19 protein-coding genes are annotated in these 18,631 nt (G+C 62.9%); 7 read left to right on the forward strand and 12 right to left on the reverse strand.

Features of this window, described 5'->3' with window-relative positions:
* Positions 1-45: 45 nt before the first annotated feature.
* Positions 46-183 carry an LPS translocon maturation chaperone LptM gene (gene lptM / locus C7435_RS17215; RefSeq protein ID WP_170150517.1) on the reverse strand — a complete coding sequence of 46 codons (138 nt, stop codon included), beginning with the start codon at positions 181-183 and terminating at the stop codon, positions 46-48.
* An 11-nt stretch (positions 184-194) separates the two neighbouring features.
* Positions 195-1,613 carry an argininosuccinate lyase gene (gene argH / locus C7435_RS15885; RefSeq protein ID WP_121212471.1) on the reverse strand — a complete coding sequence of 473 codons (1,419 nt, stop codon included), beginning with the start codon at positions 1,611-1,613 and terminating at the stop codon, positions 195-197.
* A 28-nt stretch (positions 1,614-1,641) separates the two neighbouring features.
* Between argH and C7435_RS15890 the strand changes: the two genes are divergently transcribed.
* Positions 1,642-2,229, forward strand: a complete 588-nt coding sequence (locus tag C7435_RS15890) for a TlpA family protein disulfide reductase (protein WP_170150518.1) — start codon at positions 1,642-1,644, stop codon at positions 2,227-2,229.
* A gap of 15 nt (positions 2,230-2,244) precedes the next feature.
* Here C7435_RS15890 and C7435_RS15895 read toward each other — a convergent pair whose 3' ends face one another.
* The gene (locus C7435_RS15895) at positions 2,245-2,796 is read right to left on the reverse strand and encodes a hypothetical protein (RefSeq protein WP_075191264.1); all 552 of its coding nucleotides are present in this window, start codon (positions 2,794-2,796) and stop codon (positions 2,245-2,247) included.
* Between the two features lie 441 nt (positions 2,797-3,237).
* Positions 3,238-6,045 carry a TonB-dependent receptor gene (locus tag C7435_RS15900; protein ID WP_121212442.1) on the reverse strand — a complete coding sequence of 936 codons (2,808 nt, stop codon included), beginning with the start codon at positions 6,043-6,045 and terminating at the stop codon, positions 3,238-3,240.
* Positions 6,046-6,285: 240 nt separating this feature from the next.
* Between C7435_RS15900 and C7435_RS15905 the strand changes: the two genes are divergently transcribed.
* From C7435_RS15905 to C7435_RS15920, 4 genes are all read left to right on the forward strand, one after another.
* On the forward strand, positions 6,286-7,323 hold the full coding sequence (locus C7435_RS15905; protein ID WP_121212443.1) for a phytase: 1,038 nt from the start codon (positions 6,286-6,288) through the stop codon (positions 7,321-7,323).
* A 9-nt stretch (positions 7,324-7,332) separates the two neighbouring features.
* Positions 7,333-7,632 (forward strand): hypothetical protein, encoded by a 300-nt coding sequence (locus C7435_RS15910; protein ID WP_121212444.1) that lies wholly within the window; start codon positions 7,333-7,335, stop codon positions 7,630-7,632.
* A gap of 52 nt (positions 7,633-7,684) precedes the next feature.
* Positions 7,685-8,797: a helix-turn-helix domain-containing protein gene (locus tag C7435_RS15915; RefSeq protein WP_121212445.1), complete on the forward strand. Its 1,113-nt coding sequence runs from the start codon at positions 7,685-7,687 to the stop codon at positions 8,795-8,797.
* Between the two features lie 88 nt (positions 8,798-8,885).
* Positions 8,886-10,298, forward strand: a complete 1,413-nt coding sequence (locus C7435_RS15920) for an amidohydrolase family protein (protein ID WP_121212446.1) — start codon at positions 8,886-8,888, stop codon at positions 10,296-10,298.
* 68 nt (positions 10,299-10,366) lie between these two features.
* Here the strand turns inward: C7435_RS15920 and C7435_RS15925 are convergent, their stop codons facing one another.
* The 4 genes from C7435_RS15925 to C7435_RS15945 all read right to left on the reverse strand — a co-directional run bounded on the left by C7435_RS15925 (position 10,367) and on the right by C7435_RS15945 (position 13,253).
* Positions 10,367-11,296, reverse strand: coding sequence for an electron transfer flavoprotein subunit alpha/FixB family protein (locus C7435_RS15925; protein ID WP_075191270.1), 930 nt, complete (start codon positions 11,294-11,296; stop codon positions 10,367-10,369).
* Positions 11,297-11,298: 2 nt separating this feature from the next.
* Positions 11,299-12,048 (reverse strand): electron transfer flavoprotein subunit beta/FixA family protein, encoded by a 750-nt coding sequence (locus C7435_RS15930; protein ID WP_121212447.1) that lies wholly within the window; start codon positions 12,046-12,048, stop codon positions 11,299-11,301.
* 297 nt (positions 12,049-12,345) lie between these two features.
* Positions 12,346-12,897, reverse strand: coding sequence for a hypothetical protein (locus C7435_RS17035; protein WP_147422735.1), 552 nt, complete (start codon positions 12,895-12,897; stop codon positions 12,346-12,348).
* Complete coding sequence (locus tag C7435_RS15945; protein WP_121212450.1) at positions 12,894-13,253, reverse strand: PadR family transcriptional regulator; 360 nt, start codon at positions 13,251-13,253, stop codon at positions 12,894-12,896. Before C7435_RS15945 ends, C7435_RS17035 begins: the two co-directional genes overlap by 4 nt.
* Before the next feature lie 103 nt (positions 13,254-13,356).
* Between C7435_RS15945 and C7435_RS15950 the strand changes: the two genes are divergently transcribed.
* Complete coding sequence (locus tag C7435_RS15950; RefSeq protein ID WP_121212451.1) at positions 13,357-14,871, forward strand: serine hydrolase domain-containing protein; 1,515 nt, start codon at positions 13,357-13,359, stop codon at positions 14,869-14,871.
* Between the two features lie 65 nt (positions 14,872-14,936).
* Here C7435_RS15950 and C7435_RS15955 read toward each other — a convergent pair whose 3' ends face one another.
* Positions 14,937-15,518, reverse strand: a complete 582-nt coding sequence (locus C7435_RS15955; RefSeq protein WP_075191275.1) for a YceI family protein — start codon at positions 15,516-15,518, stop codon at positions 14,937-14,939.
* A 111-nt stretch (positions 15,519-15,629) separates the two neighbouring features.
* Positions 15,630-16,205: a cob(I)yrinic acid a,c-diamide adenosyltransferase gene (locus C7435_RS15960; protein ID WP_121212452.1), complete on the reverse strand. Its 576-nt coding sequence runs from the start codon at positions 16,203-16,205 to the stop codon at positions 15,630-15,632.
* 56 nt (positions 16,206-16,261) lie between these two features.
* Here C7435_RS15960 and C7435_RS15965 point away from each other — a divergent pair, with 56 nt between their 5' ends.
* Positions 16,262-17,335, forward strand: coding sequence for a serine hydrolase domain-containing protein (locus C7435_RS15965; RefSeq protein ID WP_121212453.1), 1,074 nt, complete (start codon positions 16,262-16,264; stop codon positions 17,333-17,335).
* An 8-nt stretch (positions 17,336-17,343) separates the two neighbouring features.
* On the opposite strand, the gene C7435_RS15970 is transcribed toward C7435_RS15965, so the two are convergent.
* Positions 17,344-17,550, reverse strand: coding sequence for a twin transmembrane helix small protein (locus C7435_RS15970; RefSeq protein WP_121212454.1), 207 nt, complete (start codon positions 17,548-17,550; stop codon positions 17,344-17,346).
* A complete protein-coding gene (locus C7435_RS15975) occupies positions 17,550-18,599 on the reverse strand; it encodes a Rieske 2Fe-2S domain-containing protein (RefSeq protein ID WP_121212455.1) in 1,050 nt (349 codons plus the stop codon). Before C7435_RS15975 ends, C7435_RS15970 begins: the two co-directional genes overlap by 1 nt.
* Between the last annotated feature and the right edge of the window lie 32 nt (positions 18,600-18,631).

Genomic DNA, 18,631 nt, shown 5'->3' on the forward strand with positions numbered 1-18,631 from the left:
GGCTTCGCTGCATTACGATTTGGTGAGCCGCGAAGCGTCAAACCCCTATTCGCCGGTGTCCTCTTCAGCCGGCGGTCGGTCGCCCCACAGCGGGTCGGGGCGTTCCAGATTGCCGCGCAGGCCGCAAGCCGCGACAGCGAGTGCGCTGAGCATGACAAGGGTGAATGTGGCCAGACGTTTCATCGCAATAACCCTCAGCAACCCAGACGGTCTTTCCAGACCGTCACTTGTTCACGGACCCGCACCGGTGATGTGCCACCGAAACTGGTGCGGCTCGACATTGATGCCCGCGCACTCAACACGGAAAACACGCTGTCGTCGATAGCCGGTTCGATGCTTTGCATCTCGGCCAGTGAGAGCGCGGCCAGCGGCACGTCGCGGGCTTCGGCCAGTTTGACGATCGAGCCGGAAATATGGTGTGCGTCACGGAAGGGCTTGCCCAGTTCGCGCACCACATAATCAGCCAGGTCGGTGGCGTCCGAATAGGCTTCGCCGGCGGCTTCTTCGAGCGCTGCCGGGAAGAAGGTCAGGTCGCCGGCCATGCCGGCCATCGACAACAGGGCGAGTTCCAGATCATCAATTGCCTGGAAAACCGGCGCCTTGTCTTCCTGCAGATCCTTGGAATAGGCCAGCGGCAGACCTTTTACGACGGTCAATAGACCGGTCAGCGAGCCGATGATGCGGCCCGGCTTGGCGCGTACCAGTTCGGCGGCATCGGGATTGCGCTTTTGCGGCATGATCGAGGAGCCGGTGGACCAGGCATCCGACAGGGTGGTAAAGCCGAAACGGCGCGTGCACCACAGCACGATCTCTTCGGCAAAGCGCGACAGGTTCACGGCGCAGATCGCGGCGGCCGAGAGGACTTCCAGCGCAAAATCACGGGCCGCGACGCCGTCGAGCGAATTGGCCATGGGGCGATCAAAGCCGAGCGCTTTGGCGGTCATGTCGCGGTCGATCGGGAAGGCGGTACCGGCCAGTGCCGCACAGCCCAGCGGGCTTTCATTGAGGCGTTTGCGGGCATCGGCGAAGCGACCGCGATCACGCTGGGCGACCTCGACATAGCTCAGCAGGTGATGACCGAGCGAGACCGGCTGGGCGGTCTGCAAATGGGTGAAGCCGGGCATGACCTGGTCGGCATGGGTTTCGGCCTGTTTGACGAGCGCGGTCTGGTAGGCGGCGAGCATGGCGTCGATGCGGTCGCAGGCATCGCGCAGCCAGAGGCGGAAATCGGTGGCGACCTGGTCATTGCGCGACCGTGCCGTGTGCAGGCGGCCGGCCGGTTCGCCGATGATGTCCTTCAGGCGCGCCTCGACATTCATGTGCACGTCTTCCAGCGCCGCCGACCACGGAAAGTCGCCGGCATGGATTTCCGAGCGGACCTGTTCCAGCCCGCGCTGGATCGCCGCAGCATCCTCGCTTGAAATCACGCCCGTTGCGGCCAACATTTGGCTGTGGGCCAGGGAACCGTCAATGTCCTGATCCGCCATGCGCTTGTCGACGTCGATCGAGGCGTTGATCGCTTCCATGACTGCGGAGGGACCGGCCGAAAAGCGGCCGCCCCACATCGCACTGGAAGTTTTGGTCGGCGCGTCGTTCGGTGTGTCGTCAGCCATGTCGGTTATGCCCGTGGAGGAGATAGAGATGAAGATGTCGCCGCTCAAGGCTGCACTGATTGCCATGCCCCTGATTGGTATTGCGGGCCTTCTATACGTGGTGTTTTCGGCCATGGACAAGGGCGAAACCGGCCCGCTGGACAGCTATGCCCACGGCGAGATGCGGGCTTTTGTCTCCATCGATGATGCGCCGTCACAGCCGGACCTGGCCTATGTCGACGGCGAAGGTGGCGAGGTGCGCCTGTCGGATTATCGTGGACAGGTGATCTTGGTGAATTACTGGGCGACCTGGTGTGGGCCCTGTGTCGAGGAAATGCCGGCCTTGTCCGAGCTGCAGGCCGAACTCGGCGGTGATGACTTCCAGGTGGTGACGGTGACGCTGGACCGCTCCATCGAAGACGCCCGTGAATTCCTGACGCGGATGGAGTTGGGCAATCTGCCACTGATCCACGACGTGACCTTCTCCAGCCCCAGCCAGGTGCGGGCAATCGGCCTGCCGATGTCCATTCTTTATGACGGCCAGGGTCGTGAGATCGGCCGGGTGCCGGCGCCGGCGGAGTGGAATAGCGAGGACGCCTATGCCCTTATCCGGGCCGCGATCCGCCGCAATATCTGACCGGGTCCGTTGGGGCTAATTGCACCTTTCGACGTTGTAGGTCCGGCAATAGCTTCCATCCGGCGGGCAGATTTGTTCTTGCACCATTCGGCACTGACGGTTGGTCCCGCTATTTGTTGATCCGGAGCCGTTTCCCATCGCGCCCGAAAGCATCAAGCCGCCGAGCGCCCGGATGGCCGGATTGGCAGCGCCGACGGGTCGACAGGTTCCGGGGAAGTCGTGATAGGTGACACAACGGACCTGATTGTTCGTGAATGTCACTCTCACCCAGCCGCCACGTCCGCCATTGTAGGTATAGTCGCCTTGGATGACGGCGTCGCCCGAGTTGGGTGTGTGAGAAAGGATACGCGCATTGCGCATGCTTCCATTGTCATAGCGATTGAACAACCATGAGCGCGAATCCCGGGCGACAACATCGTTCAATAACTGCGCGACTTGGGCGCCGTCATTTGCGGCGGTCTGGCTGGTGCCTGCGGTTTGATTCTGACCGGGTTTGACCTGCGCGTCTGTCGGAGCGCAAGCGATCATCAACGCGATGGTCGCGATTGTTTTTGGCCACAATTTCATGCCATCCCCCTAGGTTGAAGAATTCCGCATGGGCATCTTAGGTCGCGCCGACTTAGGGGCAAGCGAAATCGGGTCCTGGGCGGCAATTTGTTATAGTGTCGATCAGCAGTTCTGCCTTGCTGAGAAAACGGGCCGCTCCGATGTCTCGGGGCGGCCCAGTTGTTTGCATCTCGGAGGGATAAATCGAGTCGCAAACCCGTTCGGGGAGGAGCGGGTTGGCGCTCTTCTAGGGGCGGGATGCGACGTTGGAATGACAGGATGGCGATGCTTGTGTGTCGGGTCGGAAGAATTCGCAGTGTGAAAATATTGCAATATTTTTAGGTTGTTACCGCTCTGCAGCAAGAAAGTTTCCCGCGCGCGAAAATTTCGCCTGACACAAGAAAAAGCGCTCCGGACCCTGTGGTCCGAAGCGCTCTTCATACCGGTTGATGTGACGGCGTCTTAGTAGGTGACGCGGACACCGAAGACGGCGGACCAGCCGTATTCTTCGAACTGCTCAACCCGGTCGATACCGTCCGGACGGGTGACCGCGCGGAAGGGCTCGTCGGTGACGTTCTTCAGATCGGCGAAGATCTGAAGCGTGTCGTTGAATTCGAACTTGGCCGAGAGGTCGAGCTGGCTGTGCTCGAGCACCCAGCGGTCTTCGTCGGCACCGCCGCGGATCTCGTCGAGGAATTCCGAGCGGGTCGACAGCACGGCGCGCAGATCCCATGGGCCGTTGTCATAGCCGAGCACCGCATTCCAGACCGTGTCGGACTGGCGCGGCAGCGGAACGATGCGGCCGTCAGGCAGGACCGCTTCACTGTCGGTGGCGGTGTAGTTGAAGCCGACGATGAAGCCTTCGACCGGCAGGAAGTCGAGGGCCTGCTGGTAGTTGAACTCGAGGCCCGACACTTCGGCGTTCGGCAGGTTGATGAAGGAGGCAGCTTCGTCGAAGAAGCGGCCATTCAGCGTGATGTCCTCATAACCGACACCGGCGATGACATTTTCCAGGTCCTTGTTGAAATAGCCGAGGTAAACGACCGCGTCGTTGTTCGGATACCATTCGATGGAGACGTCAAAGTTCTCGGCTTCCAGGCGCTCGAGGTCCGGATTGCCGAATTCGCCCTCGACTTCGTCATCATCGTTCTGCTCGACCAGGATGCGCGGGGCAAACTGGCCCGGGTTGGGACGCTGGATCGAGGCGAAATAGCCACCGCGGACGATCACGTTTTCGGTCAGCTCATAACGGGCCAGGATCGACGGCAGGACGTCGGTATAGTCGTCGGACGCAGAGGTCGGCGTCACATAGACCGTGTCTTCCAGCTGGACCACACCGTTCACCGTGGAGTCTTCCTCGGCGAGGAAGGTTTCGTAGCCACGAGCGGCCATGTCGGTCTGCTCGACACGGACACCACCGACCAGGCGCAGCGGACCGTTTTCGATCGACCCCATCAGATAGCCGGCCATGACATCTTCCTCGACGCGGTAAGACGCGCCGAAGCTGTCGATATCACTGTCATTGGCTGCGTAGTCCAGGCTGCCCAGGTTCGAGAAGAAGAAATCGCGGACGCTGGCCGGGTTGGCGACAGGACCGATCGGGCCCTGGCCGTAATCGACCGTCCGGACGACCTCTGAAAGGAGCAGGTTTGCGTCGTCATAGACGTCGAAATCCAGCGCAAACTTCTTGTCCCGCGTGCGGGCCCGGACACCGTATTGGACATAGCCCGGCATCGTGCCGAAATTCATGTCGTGGCGGATGTTCAAGGCGGCCGCATATTCGCGGTCCTGCGACAGGCCATTGGTCAGTTCGAAACCGGCATTTTCGTAGTTTGAGGCGTCGAACACACGATCCGTGGTGACGCCGCCAGCAAAGCCCAGCTGCGGGCGCAGCGGGTTCGTCGAGTCGACTGTGAAGAGCTCGCCGTCTTCAAACTCATAGCTGAAATCCGTATCGAGACGGTTCGGCTCGGCTTCTTCCGCATAGACGTAGGACAGCGACCAATCGACCGAGGTATTGCCGTTCAGCCATTCACCACCGAAATCGGTCGCGAAGATCATCTGGGTTTCAAGACGATCCTTGATGTCGCGGTCGATTTCCATTTCGTCGGCGGTGAAGACGGCCAGATTGCCGGACGAGTTGGTGTCGTCATATTCGGCATCTTCGAACTTGATCTCGACGCGGTTGCGGTATTCCGCATCCGAGAAGTCAGACCAGGTCGAGCGCGAATAAAGGGTCAGGTCGTTGTTGACGCGGTAGTCGAAATTCAGGGCCGCCGTCGTACGTTCGCGGGTCACCTGATAGTTGCGCATCTCAACTTCATTCGGGAAGGCGACGCTTTCGTCGACATCCCAGCCGCCATCGACTTCGAAGCTGTCAGAGCCGAAGACGCGCTGCTGGTAGGACAGCGAGCCGGCGACGCCGAGGCGCCCGTCCATGAAGTTGTTGGCGAAGTTGATCGAGCCGCGGTGGCCGAATTCCTGCTCCATGTCGGAGTAGAGGCCGGCGACGCGGGCGCGCAGATACATGTCGTCGACATCGAGGCCGGACATGGTTTCGATTTCGACATTACCGCCGATGCTGTCGCCATCCATGTTCGGAAGCAGCGACTTGTTGATCACGACGGAGGAGAGCACATCGGCGTCGATGACGTCGAGGCCGACCTGGCGGTCTTCCGCTTCCGGGGACACCAGGCGGACACCATTGATCGAGGTGGAGACCAGGTTCGGGTCAAGGCCACGGATCGACACGAAGCGGCCTTCGCCCTGGTCGTTGAGCACGTTCACGCCGACGGCGCGGCGGGCGGCTTCGGCGACATTCTCGTCCGGGAACTGGCCGATGGCGTCCGAGGACAGGACCGCGACATTGCCGTCATTGGCGCGCTGGCGTGACAGGGCGGAGTTCAGGGCGCCGCGCTGGCCCATGACCAGGATGTTGTCCATGTATTCGACGTCGTCACCCAGGGTGATCGTCGGCGACACTGTGTCGGTGACCGTGGCGAGGGTCACATTGTATTCGCGGGCCGGGGCGCCGACATAGCTGACGCGCAGCGTGTAGTCGCCAGCGGCGAGGCCGGTGACCCGGAAGGTGCCGTCAGCGCCGACCGTCGTCGTCTGGCCGGTTTCCATGATGCGGACGATGGCGCCCTCAAGTCCGACGGACTCGGAGGCGTCTGTGACACGACCGGCAATGGTGCCGGCCTGGGCAGCGGTGGCGGCCGCGAGCGCGAGCACGGAAGCCGTGCCGAGCATGGCGATGGTCTTCTTCATGGGAGTCCCCCTCACATGTACATGACTGATGCCTTGCCCGGGCGGGCAAAGTTGCGGCCTCTATGCGCGGGGATCAGCGACATGATGATGACGCTTCGATCTCACCTCCGTGTCGTTTTCTTGTCGAATTCGCGAATTCCCGTATCAACGGCGCGTCTGTCACGGAAGTGTCGTAAAATCAGGGCTTATCGCCCTGATTTCCCCGTGTTATCGGCGCCTGTTGCCGACCGGAGACATGTCATGAAAAACCTGCTTGGACTACTCGCTGGCGCCAGTGCCTTGGCCGCCTGCAGCCAGGGGCTGCCACCGGTCGCGATCGAGGCGAGCGTTGAAACCGCCAGTGTCGCGGGCACGGGTGATGCCGCCGATGATCCGGCCGTCTGGGTTGCCGCCAATCCGGCCGAAAGCCTGATCTTCGGCACTGACAAGGACAATGGCGTCTACGTCTACACGATGACCGGTGCGGAGCACGCCTATCTGCCCGAGGGGCGGCTCAACAATGTCGATGTCCGTTACGGTTTTGACCTTGGCGACCGCGTGGTCGATATCGCGGCGGCTTCGGACCGGTCCAATGGCGGTATCGCCTTCTTCTTCATCGATCCCGAGACCCGAGATGTCAGCTATGTCGGTGCGGTGACGGTTGCGAATGTGACCGAGCCCTACGGTTTCTGCCTCTATCGCTCACCGGTCGACCAGGCGCTCTATGCCTTCCTCTCCGACAAGGAGCCGGGCACGTTCGTCCAGTATGCGCTGGGCTGGGATGGCGCCATGGTCACGACGCAAGAAGTTCGCCGGGTCACGCTGGGAACAATCGCCGAGGGCTGTGTTGCCGATGACCGCACCGGCCAGCTCTACATGAATGAGGAAAATGTCGGCGTCTGGACCATGGGTGCCGAGCCCACTGACCCTGCCGAGCCGCAGCCGATCGCCGCGACCGACGGTCGTGAAATCACTGCCGATGCCGAAGGCGCGGCCCTGCTGCCGCGAGGCGAGACCGGCGGCTGGCTGGTCGTCTCCAGCCAGGGCGACAATACTTATGCCGTCTATGAGCTGGAGAGCCATGCCTTCGTGACGCGCCTGCAGATTGTCGACGCCGCGATTGACGGGGTCACCCATACGGACGGGCTTGATATCTCCGCCGCCAATCTCGGCCCGGATTTTCCGGCCGGTGTGCTGGTGGTGCAGGATGACGAGAATGATACGGGCGGCCAGAACTTCAAATTTGTCGACCTGCGCGCGGTGGTCGCGGCGATTGAGGCGGCAGCGCCAGCCGACTAGGATTTCGGGATGGCTCTACTCGTCCCGATCGTTCTCGTTGCCATCCTCCTGTTTCTCGCCTTGCGCTATCGGTCGCGCGATGGCGGGCTGAGAGCCTGTCTTTGGCGCCTCGAGCAATCCCTGGTCGGCGCGCTTGAAAACGGGACAGTGGCCGCGGCCTTGCCAGCTGATCTGACGGCTTTGCAAGAGGCGCCGGAGCATCTTTATCGCTTGCTCGTCGAGGCGTTGACGCGCGATGACCGGGAGACCCGTTTGCGCGCCCTCGCGGCGATCCGAGAGTATCGCGATTTTCGCGGCTGGAAGGCGTGAGCGCGGCAGGTGTGAGGATTGTCATCCGCCGACCGGTGGCTAGACTCACGCGATGACCCTGCTTGCCGTCAACCTGCTGCAATTTGCCCTGATCGCGGTCGCCGGCCTCGGCTTCGTCCTCACGGTGACCCGGCCGCGCCTTCGTGTGGTGTCGGCGCTGCTGGCAATGTCAGCGACCTGGATGGTCTTCAACTTCCTTGAGGAGACGGCCGGCTTTCGCGATATCTGGCTGGTCACGCCTGCCTTCCGCCTCGCCTATCCGCCGCTGGTCTATCTTCTTGCCCGCGGCGTGATGATGTCCGGACCGGCCTTGCGCTGGCGCGACTGGCCGCATGCCGTGCCGTTTCTGCTTGCACTGGCCCTGACGCCACAGATCGGGCTTGTTGAACACGGTGCCCGGATCAGCCTATTTGCCTATTCCGCTGCGACGCTGCTGCTGATCCGTCGTTTTCACCGCGCCACCCGGGACATGCGTTCGGATGCCCGGACCATCCAGCTCAACTGGATGGTCGCGATGATCGCTTTTTACGTCATCGACGGCGTGTTCGACATTTTGCGCATGGACGCGCATTGGCTGCATCCTTACTGGCCCTGGCTGGGCACATCGTCGGCCTATGTTTTCCAGATTGCCGTGTCGCTGGTTTTTGTTTGCGTGCTGGTTGTTCTGGCTGTGCAGCATGGTCGCCTGTTCTCGGGCCTCGACGAGGGGGCCCTGGACGCTTGGGCCGAAGGGCGCGCTTCAACTCGATCTTCCGATGATACAGCCATGGCCAGCACGGCGGCGATTGCCGATTTCAAGCGTGTCGAGACGGCGGTCTGCGATGAGGCGCTCTATACCGAACCGCGCTTGACACGGCAGGAGGTTGCGGCGGCCTCCGGCCTCACCGAGCGGGCCGTGACCCTGGCTATCAAGTCGGCGACGGGCCGGAATTTCAACGACTATATCAACTCGCTCCGGATCGAGGATGTGTGCGCGATGATGCGGGAGGATGCCCGCACCGGGACCCGCCAGCGTGTGATTGATCTCGCCTTCACGGCCGGCTTCAGCTCCAAGTCCGTCTTCAACGCCGTCTTCAAGCGCGAGACCGGCAAGACACCATCGGCCTTTCTGGCTGCCCTCAACGCCCCGCCGGCCAGTCCGAAATCCGGTCCGGCGGCCAGCTGACGTATTCCGCACGTCCGGAATCCGGATATCGGGCGATCTGTCGGGACGCCCGTGATCCTGTCCTTCCGTCAGCAATCGGGAGACAGACATGCTTCGACTTTTCATGGCCCTCGGCCTTCTGCTCAGTATCGCCGCTGCGGTGTTGGTCGCCTGGGCGCATCAATTACCGGCGGCCATGCATCCGGATCGCGACGCGCCGCGATCCTATCTGATCACCAATGCCAGCCTGCTCGACCCGGCGACCGACCGCGTGCAGGCGGACGGGCATGTCCTGGTGGTCGACGGGCGGATCGAACGCGTCGGGACGGGCGCCCTGCCGGCCCGGCCCGACGGCGTCGAGCTGATTGATGCGGGGGGACGCGTCCTGATGCCGGGTCTGGTCGATGTGCATGTCCATGTGTTTGACGAGACAGATCTGGCGGCGGGCCTGGCGCGCGGCGTCACCACGGTGCGCAATATGGGCGGCTTTCCCTTCCACCTGCCGCTCGCCTCCCGCATCGAACGGGGCGAAATCCTGGGGCCGCGCCTCATGACGACCGGTCCGATCCTCAATGAGGTCGGCGGTCGCAATGGCAATGCCCTGCATGAAGCGGTCGACGGTGCCGAGGAGGCGCGGGCGAGCGTGCGTCGGCAATACGCCGCCGGCTTTCGCCACCTCAAACTCTATTCCAACCTGTCCCGGGAAAGCTTCGCGGCCATTCGTGATGAGGCAACCGGTCTGGGCATGACGATGAGCGGGCACCCGGTCGAGGGCACCGAGGCCGATCCGGTCGACTTTGCAGCCTCGCTGGATGCCGGTTTCCGGACGCTCGAACACACCGAGTCGATCGTCTGGTATGCGTTGAATGACGAGATGGACCCGGCGGGCGTGCGCCGGCTGGCCGAGCAGATCGCCGCCTCCGGTACAATGATCGACCCGACCCTGGTCGTGCATGAAAACCTGGCCCGGATCGTCGAGACCGGCGGTGCCCATATCACCCGCCCGGTCATGGCGAGCTATAATCCGGTGATCGCCGGCTTCGAGCAGGACAATTTCGAATTCTGGGCGCAATATCCGCATGATGACCGTACCCGCATGCAGGCCTTCTATGTCGAGTTCACCGGCGCCCTGCACGAAGCCGGCGTGCCGCTGACAGTCGGGACGGATTCCGGTGTGATGGTGACGCCGCACGGGGTCTCGACCGTGCGTGAGATGGAGATCCTGGTCGATGCCGGTCTGACCCCGATGGAAGCCATCCGGGCTGCGACGCTGAACGGCGCGCAGGCGCTGGGGCTGGAGGGCGAGGTCGGATGCCTGGCGCCGGGCTGTGCCGCCGACCTCATCCTGCTCAACGGTGATCCGGCACAGGATATCGCCCGGCTCTACGAGATCGAGGCCGTGATGCGCGATGGCCGTTGGCTGGATCGCGACGCGCTGGCGGCGCTCGAAGAGGCGGGGCATCATCCCTCAACCCTTCGCACCTGGTGGCGTCTGGGGCAGCACACCCGGGCGATCGGCTGACATCTGGCCGACAAGAAAAAGGCCCGGCTGAACCAGCCGGGCCTTGATCATTTCAATGCGGCGTCAGCCTAGCCGAGCGCGGCGTCGAGCTCGGGCAGGGCGTTGAAAAGGTCCGCGACCAGGCCGTAATCGGCGACCTGGAAGATCGGCGCTTCCTCGTCCTTGTTGATGGCGACGATGACCTTGCTATCCTTCATGCCGGCGAGGTGCTGGATGGCACCGGAAATGCCGACGGCAATGTAGAGCTCGGGCGCGACGACCTTGCCGGTCTGGCCGACCTGGTAATCATTCGGGACATAGCCGGCATCGACGGCGGCGCGCGAGGCACCGACGGCGGCGCCCAGCTTGTCGGCGATCTTGTCGAGCAGGTGGAAATTGTCACCGGACTGCATGCCGCGGCCGCCGGAGATGACGATCTTGGCGGCGGTCAGTTCCGGACGGTCCGACTTGGACAGCTCTTCGGACACAAATTCCGACTTGAACGGGCCGGAGGCGGCACCGAGATCCTCGATGCTGGCCGAGCCGCCATCGCCGGCCTTTTCAAAGGTGGTCGGGCGGACGGTGATGACTTTCTTCGCGTCGGAAGACTTCACCGTCATCATCGCATTGCCGGCATAGACCGGGCGGATGAAGGTGTCCGGGGCTTCGACGGCGGAGATTTCCGAGATCTGCATCACGTCGAGCTTGGCGGCGACGCGCGGCATGAAATTCTTGCCGGAGGTGGTCGCAGCCGCGAGCACGGCGTCGTAATCCGCCATCAGCGGCGTGACGAGCGCGTCCATGGCTTCCGCCGTCGGCTTGGCGAGGACGTCGCTCTCGGCGTGCAACACCTTGGCGACACCGTCCAGCTTGGCAGCGGCATCGGCCACGGCCTGGGCGCCGGAACCGGCGACGAGGACGTGGATGTCGCCACCCAGGCCCTTGGCCGCCGTGACGACCGCGCGGGTCGCGTCATTCAGCGTGGCATTGTCATGTTCGGCGATAACGAGAACAGCCATGATCAGATCACTCCCGCTTCATTTTTCAGCTTATCGACCAGTTCGGCAACGCTTTCGACCTTGATGCCGGCTTCGCGCTTGGGCGGCTCGGTGACCTTCAAAACGCTCAGGCGCGGCGCGGTGTCGACGCCGTAATCGGCCGGAGCCTTGGTGTCGATCGGCTTGCGCTTGGCCTTCATGATGTTCGGCAGCGAGGCATAACGCGGCTCGTTGAGGCGCAGATCGGTGGTGACCACGGCAGGCAGGGTGAGCGACAGGGTCTGCAGGCCGCCATCGATTTCACGCGTGACCTTGGCCTTGCCGTCGGCAATCTCGACTTCCGAGGCGAAGGTGCCTTGCGGCCAGTCGAGCAGGGCGGCCAGCATCTGGCCGGTCTGGTTGTTGTCGCCGTCAATGGCCTGCTTGCCGAGCAGCACGATTTCCGGGCTCTCCTCGTCGACCACGGCCTTCAGGAGTTTGGCGACGGCGAGCGGTTCGACCGCATCATCGGTCTGGATCAGGATGCCGCGATCAGCGCCCATGGCGAGGGCCGTGCGGATCGTTTCCTGGGCCTGTGCCGGGCCGATCGAGACCACGATGATCTCTTCGGCCACGCCCTTTTCCTTGAGACGGATCGCTTCTTCGACCGCGATCTCGCAGAACGGGTTCATGGACATTTTGACATTCGCGAGGTCGACGCCCGTTTGGTCGGGCTTGACGCGGACCTTCACGTTGTAATCGACGACCCGTTTGACGGGGACGAGAATCTTCATGCTGGGGCTCCGGTTGGCCGCGCGCGGAAATAAGGTTCGCGCACCTGACAAGAATAGGCCGGAAACCTGCCTTCGCCGGTACGGTAAGTCAATGCATCCAGCTGGCTTACGCCAGCGTCAATTCGCAGTTGCGGTATTGTCGGTATGGCGAGTGGGTCAGCGAAGTTATGGTCTCTATGGTTATGTCTGATGCAATTCGACGCAGCGCCGCGCTGCCGGTACCGGGCAAATTTAGAGTTACGGGTACGTTTTGGCGGCGAGGGGTGGTGCGACGGTCGGGATCCTGTGGCCGGTGCACTAGGGCCGCATCCATCGCGAGACGGGTCCGCGCGGGCTCAGGGCGAGGCGCCACAATCCGTAGATTGCGGCGATCAGGACAGCATTGACGAGGAGCATGACCGGGATGAAGGCGGCGCCCAGCGCTTCGCGCGCGCCGGGCTGGACTTCGTAGGACAGGGTCAGTCCGACTTCGTCGGGGTAGAGCCAGAGCCCGACGCCGTCAGGATTGAAAATCTCCATCACCGCCATGTGAAAGAAGACCAGCACCATGAGGCCGGTCGCGCCGATCACCATGATGGCAAGATAGTGCACCAAATGCGCGACCGGCTGACGCCAGGCCGGCGGCGGGGCCGGCAGGTCTCCGAAACCGGCAATGGCATCGGCCAGTTGCCCGGCTTCGGTCTCGGCGGTGGTCTCGCCCATCGCCTCGCGCATATGGGCGGCGGCCTCGGCCCGGGCTTCGGCCCGTTCGTCCGGGCCGAGGGTCCGGTTGGACCAGTCCAGCCGTTTGAGGAAGCGCCGCCAAAGGGTGCGGGCGGCCTCGGTGACGAGAACGAGATCGGTCGTCATGCGGTGTCTCCCTGGGCATCGAGCACTTCGCCCATCCGTGTCCAGACCGCGCGCATGCGGGCCAGCGCCGCGGCGCCGCGGTCGGTAATCGTATAGTATTTGCGGGGTGCGCCGGTCTCTTCGGCAACCCATTCGGCGGTCACCAGCCCGTCCTTTTTCATCCGCGACAAGACCGGATAGACGGTGCCCTCGGCCAGATTTTCAAAGCCGGGCGCGTGCTTGAGGCTGGCCACGATCTGATAGCCATAGGCCCGGCCAGCGCTGACCCGAGCGAGCAACAACATCTCGAAATACCCTTTACGGGCCTGGGAAATCCAGCGTTCGAGCACGTCGTCATTGTCTGTCTTGCCGACCATTCACGCCTCATGTTTCCGAGTCGTTATCGGTATACCTTGTATTTGGTCATGGCAATATATATAGCAATACATAGTACATGGTTATGGATGGGAAATTGGAACGATGAGACCTCTCACCTTGGTCCGCCTGTTTTGCGGCTTGGCCGCGCTGGCCTGGATCTACGCAGTTGCCACGGATATGCGCGTCTTCACCGGCATTGATCCCGAAGCGTCATCGGCTAAAATGGCGACGCAGCTCGACAGCGTGCTCGATCGGGCCATGCAGGACTACTCGATCGCCGGCGTCGCAGCCGGGGCCTTGCGTGATGGCGAGGTCATCTGGTCGGCCCGCCGGGGCCAGGCGCTTGCCGACGGCACGCCGGTCACGGGGCGGACCGCGTTCAATCTCGGCTCGATTTCCAAACCGGCAACGGTCTGGGCCGTTCTGACGCTGGCGCGGGATGGCCGTATCGAGCTGGATGCGCCGGTCCAGCCCTATCTGACCCGCTTCACCCTGCCCGAGGGTGAGTTCGACGCCAGCGGCGTGACCGTGCGCCGCCTGCTGCAGCATGTCGCCGGTATCAATGTCCACGGCTATGGCGGCTATGGCAGCCACGAAGACCAGCCTGCCGATATTGTCGAGCTGTCACAGACATTCGAGCCGCTTGAAATCATACGCGAACCGGGCAGCCAGCCGCGTTATTCCGGTGGCGGCTATGTGTTGCTGCAAATGATGATCGAGGATGTGAGCGGGCAGGGGTTTGATGCCTATGTGCGCGAGCATGTCTTTGCGCCCCTGGGCATGGACGATAGCGGTTTCGTCGAAGCGGATCTGCCGGGCCGTTCGGCAGCATTCAATTATTATCGCCGCGAGATCGAGGATTTGCGCGATGTCGCTTCCGCTGCGGCGGGCGTCTACATGTCCGGTGACGACATGGAGCATTTTCTGCTCGCTCACCTGGATGGCGGGGGTGTGCTGTCAGAGGCCTGGCTCGACCAAGCGTTCGCGCCGTCCGAAGGAAGCCCCGCCATCGGCATGAGCTATACACGTCTGGAAACGCCGCGCGGCCTGCTGGTCGGGCATGGTGGAAACAATTCCAGCTGGAACGCCCGGATCTATATCCGCCCGGAAACCGGCGACGGCTTCTACTTCATGACCAATGCAACATCGGGCGCCCAGCTCGATTTCGACCTCAGCTGCACCTGGTTGTCAGCAGCGCGGGAAATGCCGGTGGATGACGTGTGCGAAGAAGCTCTCGAGCTGACCCGCCAGATCAGCCTGGCAGCCGCGATCACCGGTGTCGTGGCGATCCTGGTCACCTACTGGCTGATTGCGGGCATCGCGGCGGGGCGACGCAAACTCAGCTGGCCGCCGCGCGGACGCGGTCCCTTGCGGCTGACGGGCCGGCTTGTGTTGAGTGCGTTCTTCACTGTCGCGGCCGCCATGTCTGCCTGGCTATTTTACACGAATTCCGTGATGTGGCGCACCGAGGTCATCTTTATCGATGAGATGCCAATCGATGAATTCGAGCATTTGCTTCCGGCGATCCTGGCGGTGCTGACCGGTCTGGCATTGAGCTTTTTCTCCAGCCCGATGCGTCAGGCGGGGCCGGCCGCGCCCGACGTGCGAAACCGCTAATCGACACCGGATGTGGCAGACGCGCCGTGCCGGGCGCGTCTGCCGATCATCGGGTCAAAGCGGGGCTATTGCGCCGCCGTCACTTCGGTTGAGATGAACAGGCTGATTTCGTCGGAGACGAAGGGAACGGCGAAGCCCATATCCCATTCCGAGCGCAGCAGCGAACCGGTGGCGGTGAAGCCGAGCTTGGTCGCGCCATCACGGGTCTCGCCGACCTGGTTGAGCGTTACATCCAGGCTGACCGGGTTGGTCATGCCGTTCATCGTCAGATCGCCGGTCATCGTGCCGGTCTCTCCGTCCTCGGTCTCGAAACCCGTTGCGACGAAATGCGCCGTCGGATTGGCCTCGGTCTCGAAGAAGTCGTCGGAATTCAGGTGGCCGATGAACCGCTCTTGATGGGCGCCGACCCAGAAACCGTCGATCAGGTTGAAAGTGATGTCGACGGTCGAGTTGGCCGGAGTTTCAAGGTCGAGCGACAGCGTGCCGTCATAGTCCGTGAATTGCAGGCGCTGGGTGGAATAGCCCTGATGGTCCCAGCTGGCTTCGATGAGGGTGTGGGATTTGTCGAACTCGAAATTGACAGGTTCGGCCTGGGCAGCCGTGGCGGTCAGCAGGGCCGCGGAAGCGGCGAGAAGAAGGCGGGTCATGCGGTAACTCCGTATGGACTGAACTGGTGGCACTACACATAGGAGGCTGCGACAATTTGTCGACCGGGCTGACATCAAGTTGATCTTTCCAACGCGGAAACAATCCCGAACTCAGCGATCCTTGCCCGGTACCCAGAGCACATCGGCGCGGCCCTCATCATTGGCGGTCCGGGCCATGACGAAGAGCAGATCGGACAGCCGGTTGAGATATTTCAACACCGCCGGATTGAGCGTCGTTCCATTGGCCACGAGTGCGGAGACCTTGCGCTCGGCGCGGCGGCAGATGGTGCGCGACAGGTGCAGGCGTGCCGCCGCCTCGCCGCCGCCGGGCAGGATGAAGGAGTTGAGCGGCTCCAGCTTGGCATTGAGCGCGTCAATCTCGCCCTCCAGCCAGGTGACCTGTGCATCAGTGACACGAAGCGGCTCCCAGTCCGGCGGCGTGTCGCTTTCGGGCACGCACAGGTCGGCACCCAGGTCGAACAGGTCGTTCTGGATACGGGCCAGCACTGCGTCGAGGGCAGGCTGCGATCCCAGTGCGGTGCGTGCCAGGCCGATAGAGGAATTGGCTTCGTCGACATCCCCATAGGCGTCGACCCGCGGGTCATGTTTGACTGTCTGCGACATGTCACCCAGCCGGGTGGTCCCGGCATCGCCGGTGCGGGTGTAGATTTTTGTCAGACGAACCATGGGTTTGTCCTTAGCGCCTGTCTGCGGCCCGGGAAAGGGCTGAAAAGGGGAAGATCATGTTCGCTTTTATCGCCGCCGCCGGCCTGCTTTTTGTCCAGCCCGCCGAACTCGACACCATCGCAGCGACCACGTTGGAGGCCTCGGGCGCACCCGGCGTGGCCGTGATGCGGATCATCGGCGACGAAATTCAAACCGGCACCGCCGGGCTTCGCGCCATCGATGATGAGGCACCGATCGGGCGCGATGATCTTTGGCATATGGGTTCGAACTCCAAGGCGATGACGGCAACGCTGGTCGCCCGCCTGGTCGAACAGGGCGTGGTCGGCTGGGACGATACGATCGCCCAGCATCTCGGCGACACTGTTCCGGACATGCACCCGGCCTATCGCGATCTCAGCTTCCGGCACCTCTTGTCCCACCGCGCCGGGATCACAGCCAATGTCGGCATGGTCGCCATGATCGCGTTCAATCAGCAGGGCGCCAGTGGCGATCCCCTGCCGCCGCAGCGGATCGACTATGCGCGCCGGGTTCTGAGCCCGGCTCCGGCCGTCGAGCCAGAGGCGGAGTTTCTCTATTCCAATGCCGGCTATGTCGTGGCCGCAGCGATGCTGGAGCAGGTCACCGGCGAGAGCTGGGAGGTGCTGATCACACGCGAGGTCTTCGAGCCGCTGGGGATGACGAGTGCCGGATTCGGCCCGCCCGGCTCGGCCGACACGATTGACCAGCCGCGCGGACACCGTGGCGGCCTGTTTGGCCGTCAGGCGATGGCGCCCGGGCCGGGGGCCGACAATCCGCCCGTCATGGGGCCCGGCGCCACGGTCCATGTCTCGATGGCGGACCTGGCGCTTTTCCTCCAGGCGCATCTGGCCGGCGCGCGCGGCGAGGTGACGGACTACCTGTCCGCAGAGAGCTGGACCGTCCTGCATACTCCGCCCTTCGGCGGAAACTACGCGATGGGTTGGGGGTTTAACGGCACCCAGCTCCTGCACGCCGGATCGAACACGATGTGGTTTGTCCAGATGGTGATCGAACCGGCCACGGATCGCGGCTTCGTTGTCGCCTTCAATGACGGTCGGACCAACGCCCTTCAGGGACCGATCGGCCAGGCCATCCGCGCCATGGCACAATAACGCCACCCTCAACCGCCGAGATTTTCCTTCACCAGGAAGATCGCGATGATGATCAGCACGGCAGCGAATTGCAGCACCACGCGCAGGCGCATCAGCTTGTTCGAGCGCGAGCGTGCCTTGTCGTCCGAGCGGTACATGTTGAAAACGCCGAAGCCGAGCGTGACCAGGACGGCCAGCATGGCGATGTAGAGCAGGCCTGTGAGGAAGGTATCCATCAGCTTCTCCAGCGCAGTTCCGCTGCGCGTACAGGGTTCTTGAAGGGTTCGCCGGTCTCGCGATGCTTGTCCCAGGCGCGCTTGAGGGCGAAATACCATTTCGCCTGCACGTCGCTGTCATGGATCAGCATCAGCTTGGGATCATAGGCGAGGCCGACCTGCTGGGCGTTAACCGCATCGCGGTCCTGGCCGACAAAGGTCTCGATGCCCTTGCGGATCACCGGGTTGGGCACGATCGATGGCAGCCAGTGATCCCAGTAGACGACGATGGTGATCGCGGTCGAGTTTTCATTGGTTGGCGTGACGGCGGTGAAACCGGTGAAATGCTTGCCGCCGGCCTTCACATATTCGGTGCGCAGGCCGGGCAGCTGGAAGCGGATCTCGGTCTGCGGCTCGCCCATCAGGGAATAGAGATAGGAATTCTTCGACGGCACGTGCGGCAGCATGGAGAAGCCGCGCTCGACGGGTCCGAATTTCTTGGTCTTCTCGTGCACCGACTTGGCCGAGCGCCACCACCATTGGCGGTGGATATAGGGGATGTGGGCCGGGTCCATCAGGCCGATCACCGCATGGTCGACATGGCAGTTGAAGACGTCATGGACAACGAGTTTCGGCTTGTGGCCGTCGGGAATGTCCAGCTTGGGCGGGTCGATCGAGGGCGGTTCGTCGAGGCTCGCCTCGTCGGCATACCAGATCCAGATCAGGCCCTGGTCCTCATGCACCGGAAAGCGGCGGACGCGGATCTTGGTCAGGTCCATCGCCTCGGCCTGGTCGGCGGTCAGCGAGGGGATGGCGGCGCACGACCCGTCCGTGCGGAAGCGCCAGCCATGATAGGGGCATTCGACCTGGGTCTCGCCATCATGGTTCTGTGCTTCGCCGCCGGACAGGAGAATGCCGCGATGCGGGCAGATATCCTTGAGGGCATAGGCTTTGCCGTCATGGTCGCGGCCGAACAGGATCGGCTGGCCCAGCAACTCGCGATGGAGATGCTGGCCCGGCTTGAGCTCGCTGGCGAGGGCGCCGAAATACCACAGGTCTTTGACAAACATGATCGCCACATAGCGCGTTGCGGCCCGCCTGC

The sequence above is a fragment of the Maricaulis maris genome (genome assembly GCF_003634045.1).
GTDB lineage: Bacteria > Pseudomonadota > Alphaproteobacteria > Caulobacterales > Maricaulaceae > Maricaulis > Maricaulis maris.

Coding starts and splice junctions, on each gene's coding strand:
- lptM (WP_170150517.1), bottom strand. CDS start 183: ATGAAACGTCTGGCCACATTCACCCTTGTCATGCTCAGCGCACTCGCT.
- argH (WP_121212471.1), bottom strand. CDS start 1,613: ATGGCTGACGACACACCGAACGACGCGCCGACCAAAACTTCCAGTGCG.
- C7435_RS15890 (WP_170150518.1), top strand. CDS start 1,642: ATGAAGATGTCGCCGCTCAAGGCTGCACTGATTGCCATGCCCCTGATT.
- C7435_RS15895 (WP_075191264.1), bottom strand. CDS start 2,796: ATGAAATTGTGGCCAAAAACAATCGCGACCATCGCGTTGATGATCGCT.
- C7435_RS15900 (WP_121212442.1), bottom strand. CDS start 6,045: ATGAAGAAGACCATCGCCATGCTCGGCACGGCTTCCGTGCTCGCGCTC.
- C7435_RS15905 (WP_121212443.1), top strand. CDS start 6,286: ATGAAAAACCTGCTTGGACTACTCGCTGGCGCCAGTGCCTTGGCCGCC.
- C7435_RS15910 (WP_121212444.1), top strand. CDS start 7,333: ATGGCTCTACTCGTCCCGATCGTTCTCGTTGCCATCCTCCTGTTTCTC.
- C7435_RS15915 (WP_121212445.1), top strand. CDS start 7,685: ATGACCCTGCTTGCCGTCAACCTGCTGCAATTTGCCCTGATCGCGGTC.
- C7435_RS15920 (WP_121212446.1), top strand. CDS start 8,886: ATGCTTCGACTTTTCATGGCCCTCGGCCTTCTGCTCAGTATCGCCGCT.
- C7435_RS15925 (WP_075191270.1), bottom strand. CDS start 11,296: ATGGCTGTTCTCGTTATCGCCGAACATGACAATGCCACGCTGAATGAC.
- C7435_RS15930 (WP_121212447.1), bottom strand. CDS start 12,048: ATGAAGATTCTCGTCCCCGTCAAACGGGTCGTCGATTACAACGTGAAG.
- C7435_RS17035 (WP_147422735.1), bottom strand. CDS start 12,897: ATGACGACCGATCTCGTTCTCGTCACCGAGGCCGCCCGCACCCTTTGG.
- C7435_RS15945 (WP_121212450.1), bottom strand. CDS start 13,253: ATGGTCGGCAAGACAGACAATGACGACGTGCTCGAACGCTGGATTTCC.
- C7435_RS15950 (WP_121212451.1), top strand. CDS start 13,357: ATGAGACCTCTCACCTTGGTCCGCCTGTTTTGCGGCTTGGCCGCGCTG.
- C7435_RS15955 (WP_075191275.1), bottom strand. CDS start 15,518: ATGACCCGCCTTCTTCTCGCCGCTTCCGCGGCCCTGCTGACCGCCACG.
- C7435_RS15960 (WP_121212452.1), bottom strand. CDS start 16,205: ATGGTTCGTCTGACAAAAATCTACACCCGCACCGGCGATGCCGGGACC.
- C7435_RS15965 (WP_121212453.1), top strand. CDS start 16,262: ATGTTCGCTTTTATCGCCGCCGCCGGCCTGCTTTTTGTCCAGCCCGCC.
- C7435_RS15970 (WP_121212454.1), bottom strand. CDS start 17,550: ATGGATACCTTCCTCACAGGCCTGCTCTACATCGCCATGCTGGCCGTC.
- C7435_RS15975 (WP_121212455.1), bottom strand. CDS start 18,599: ATGTTTGTCAAAGACCTGTGGTATTTCGGCGCCCTCGCCAGCGAGCTC.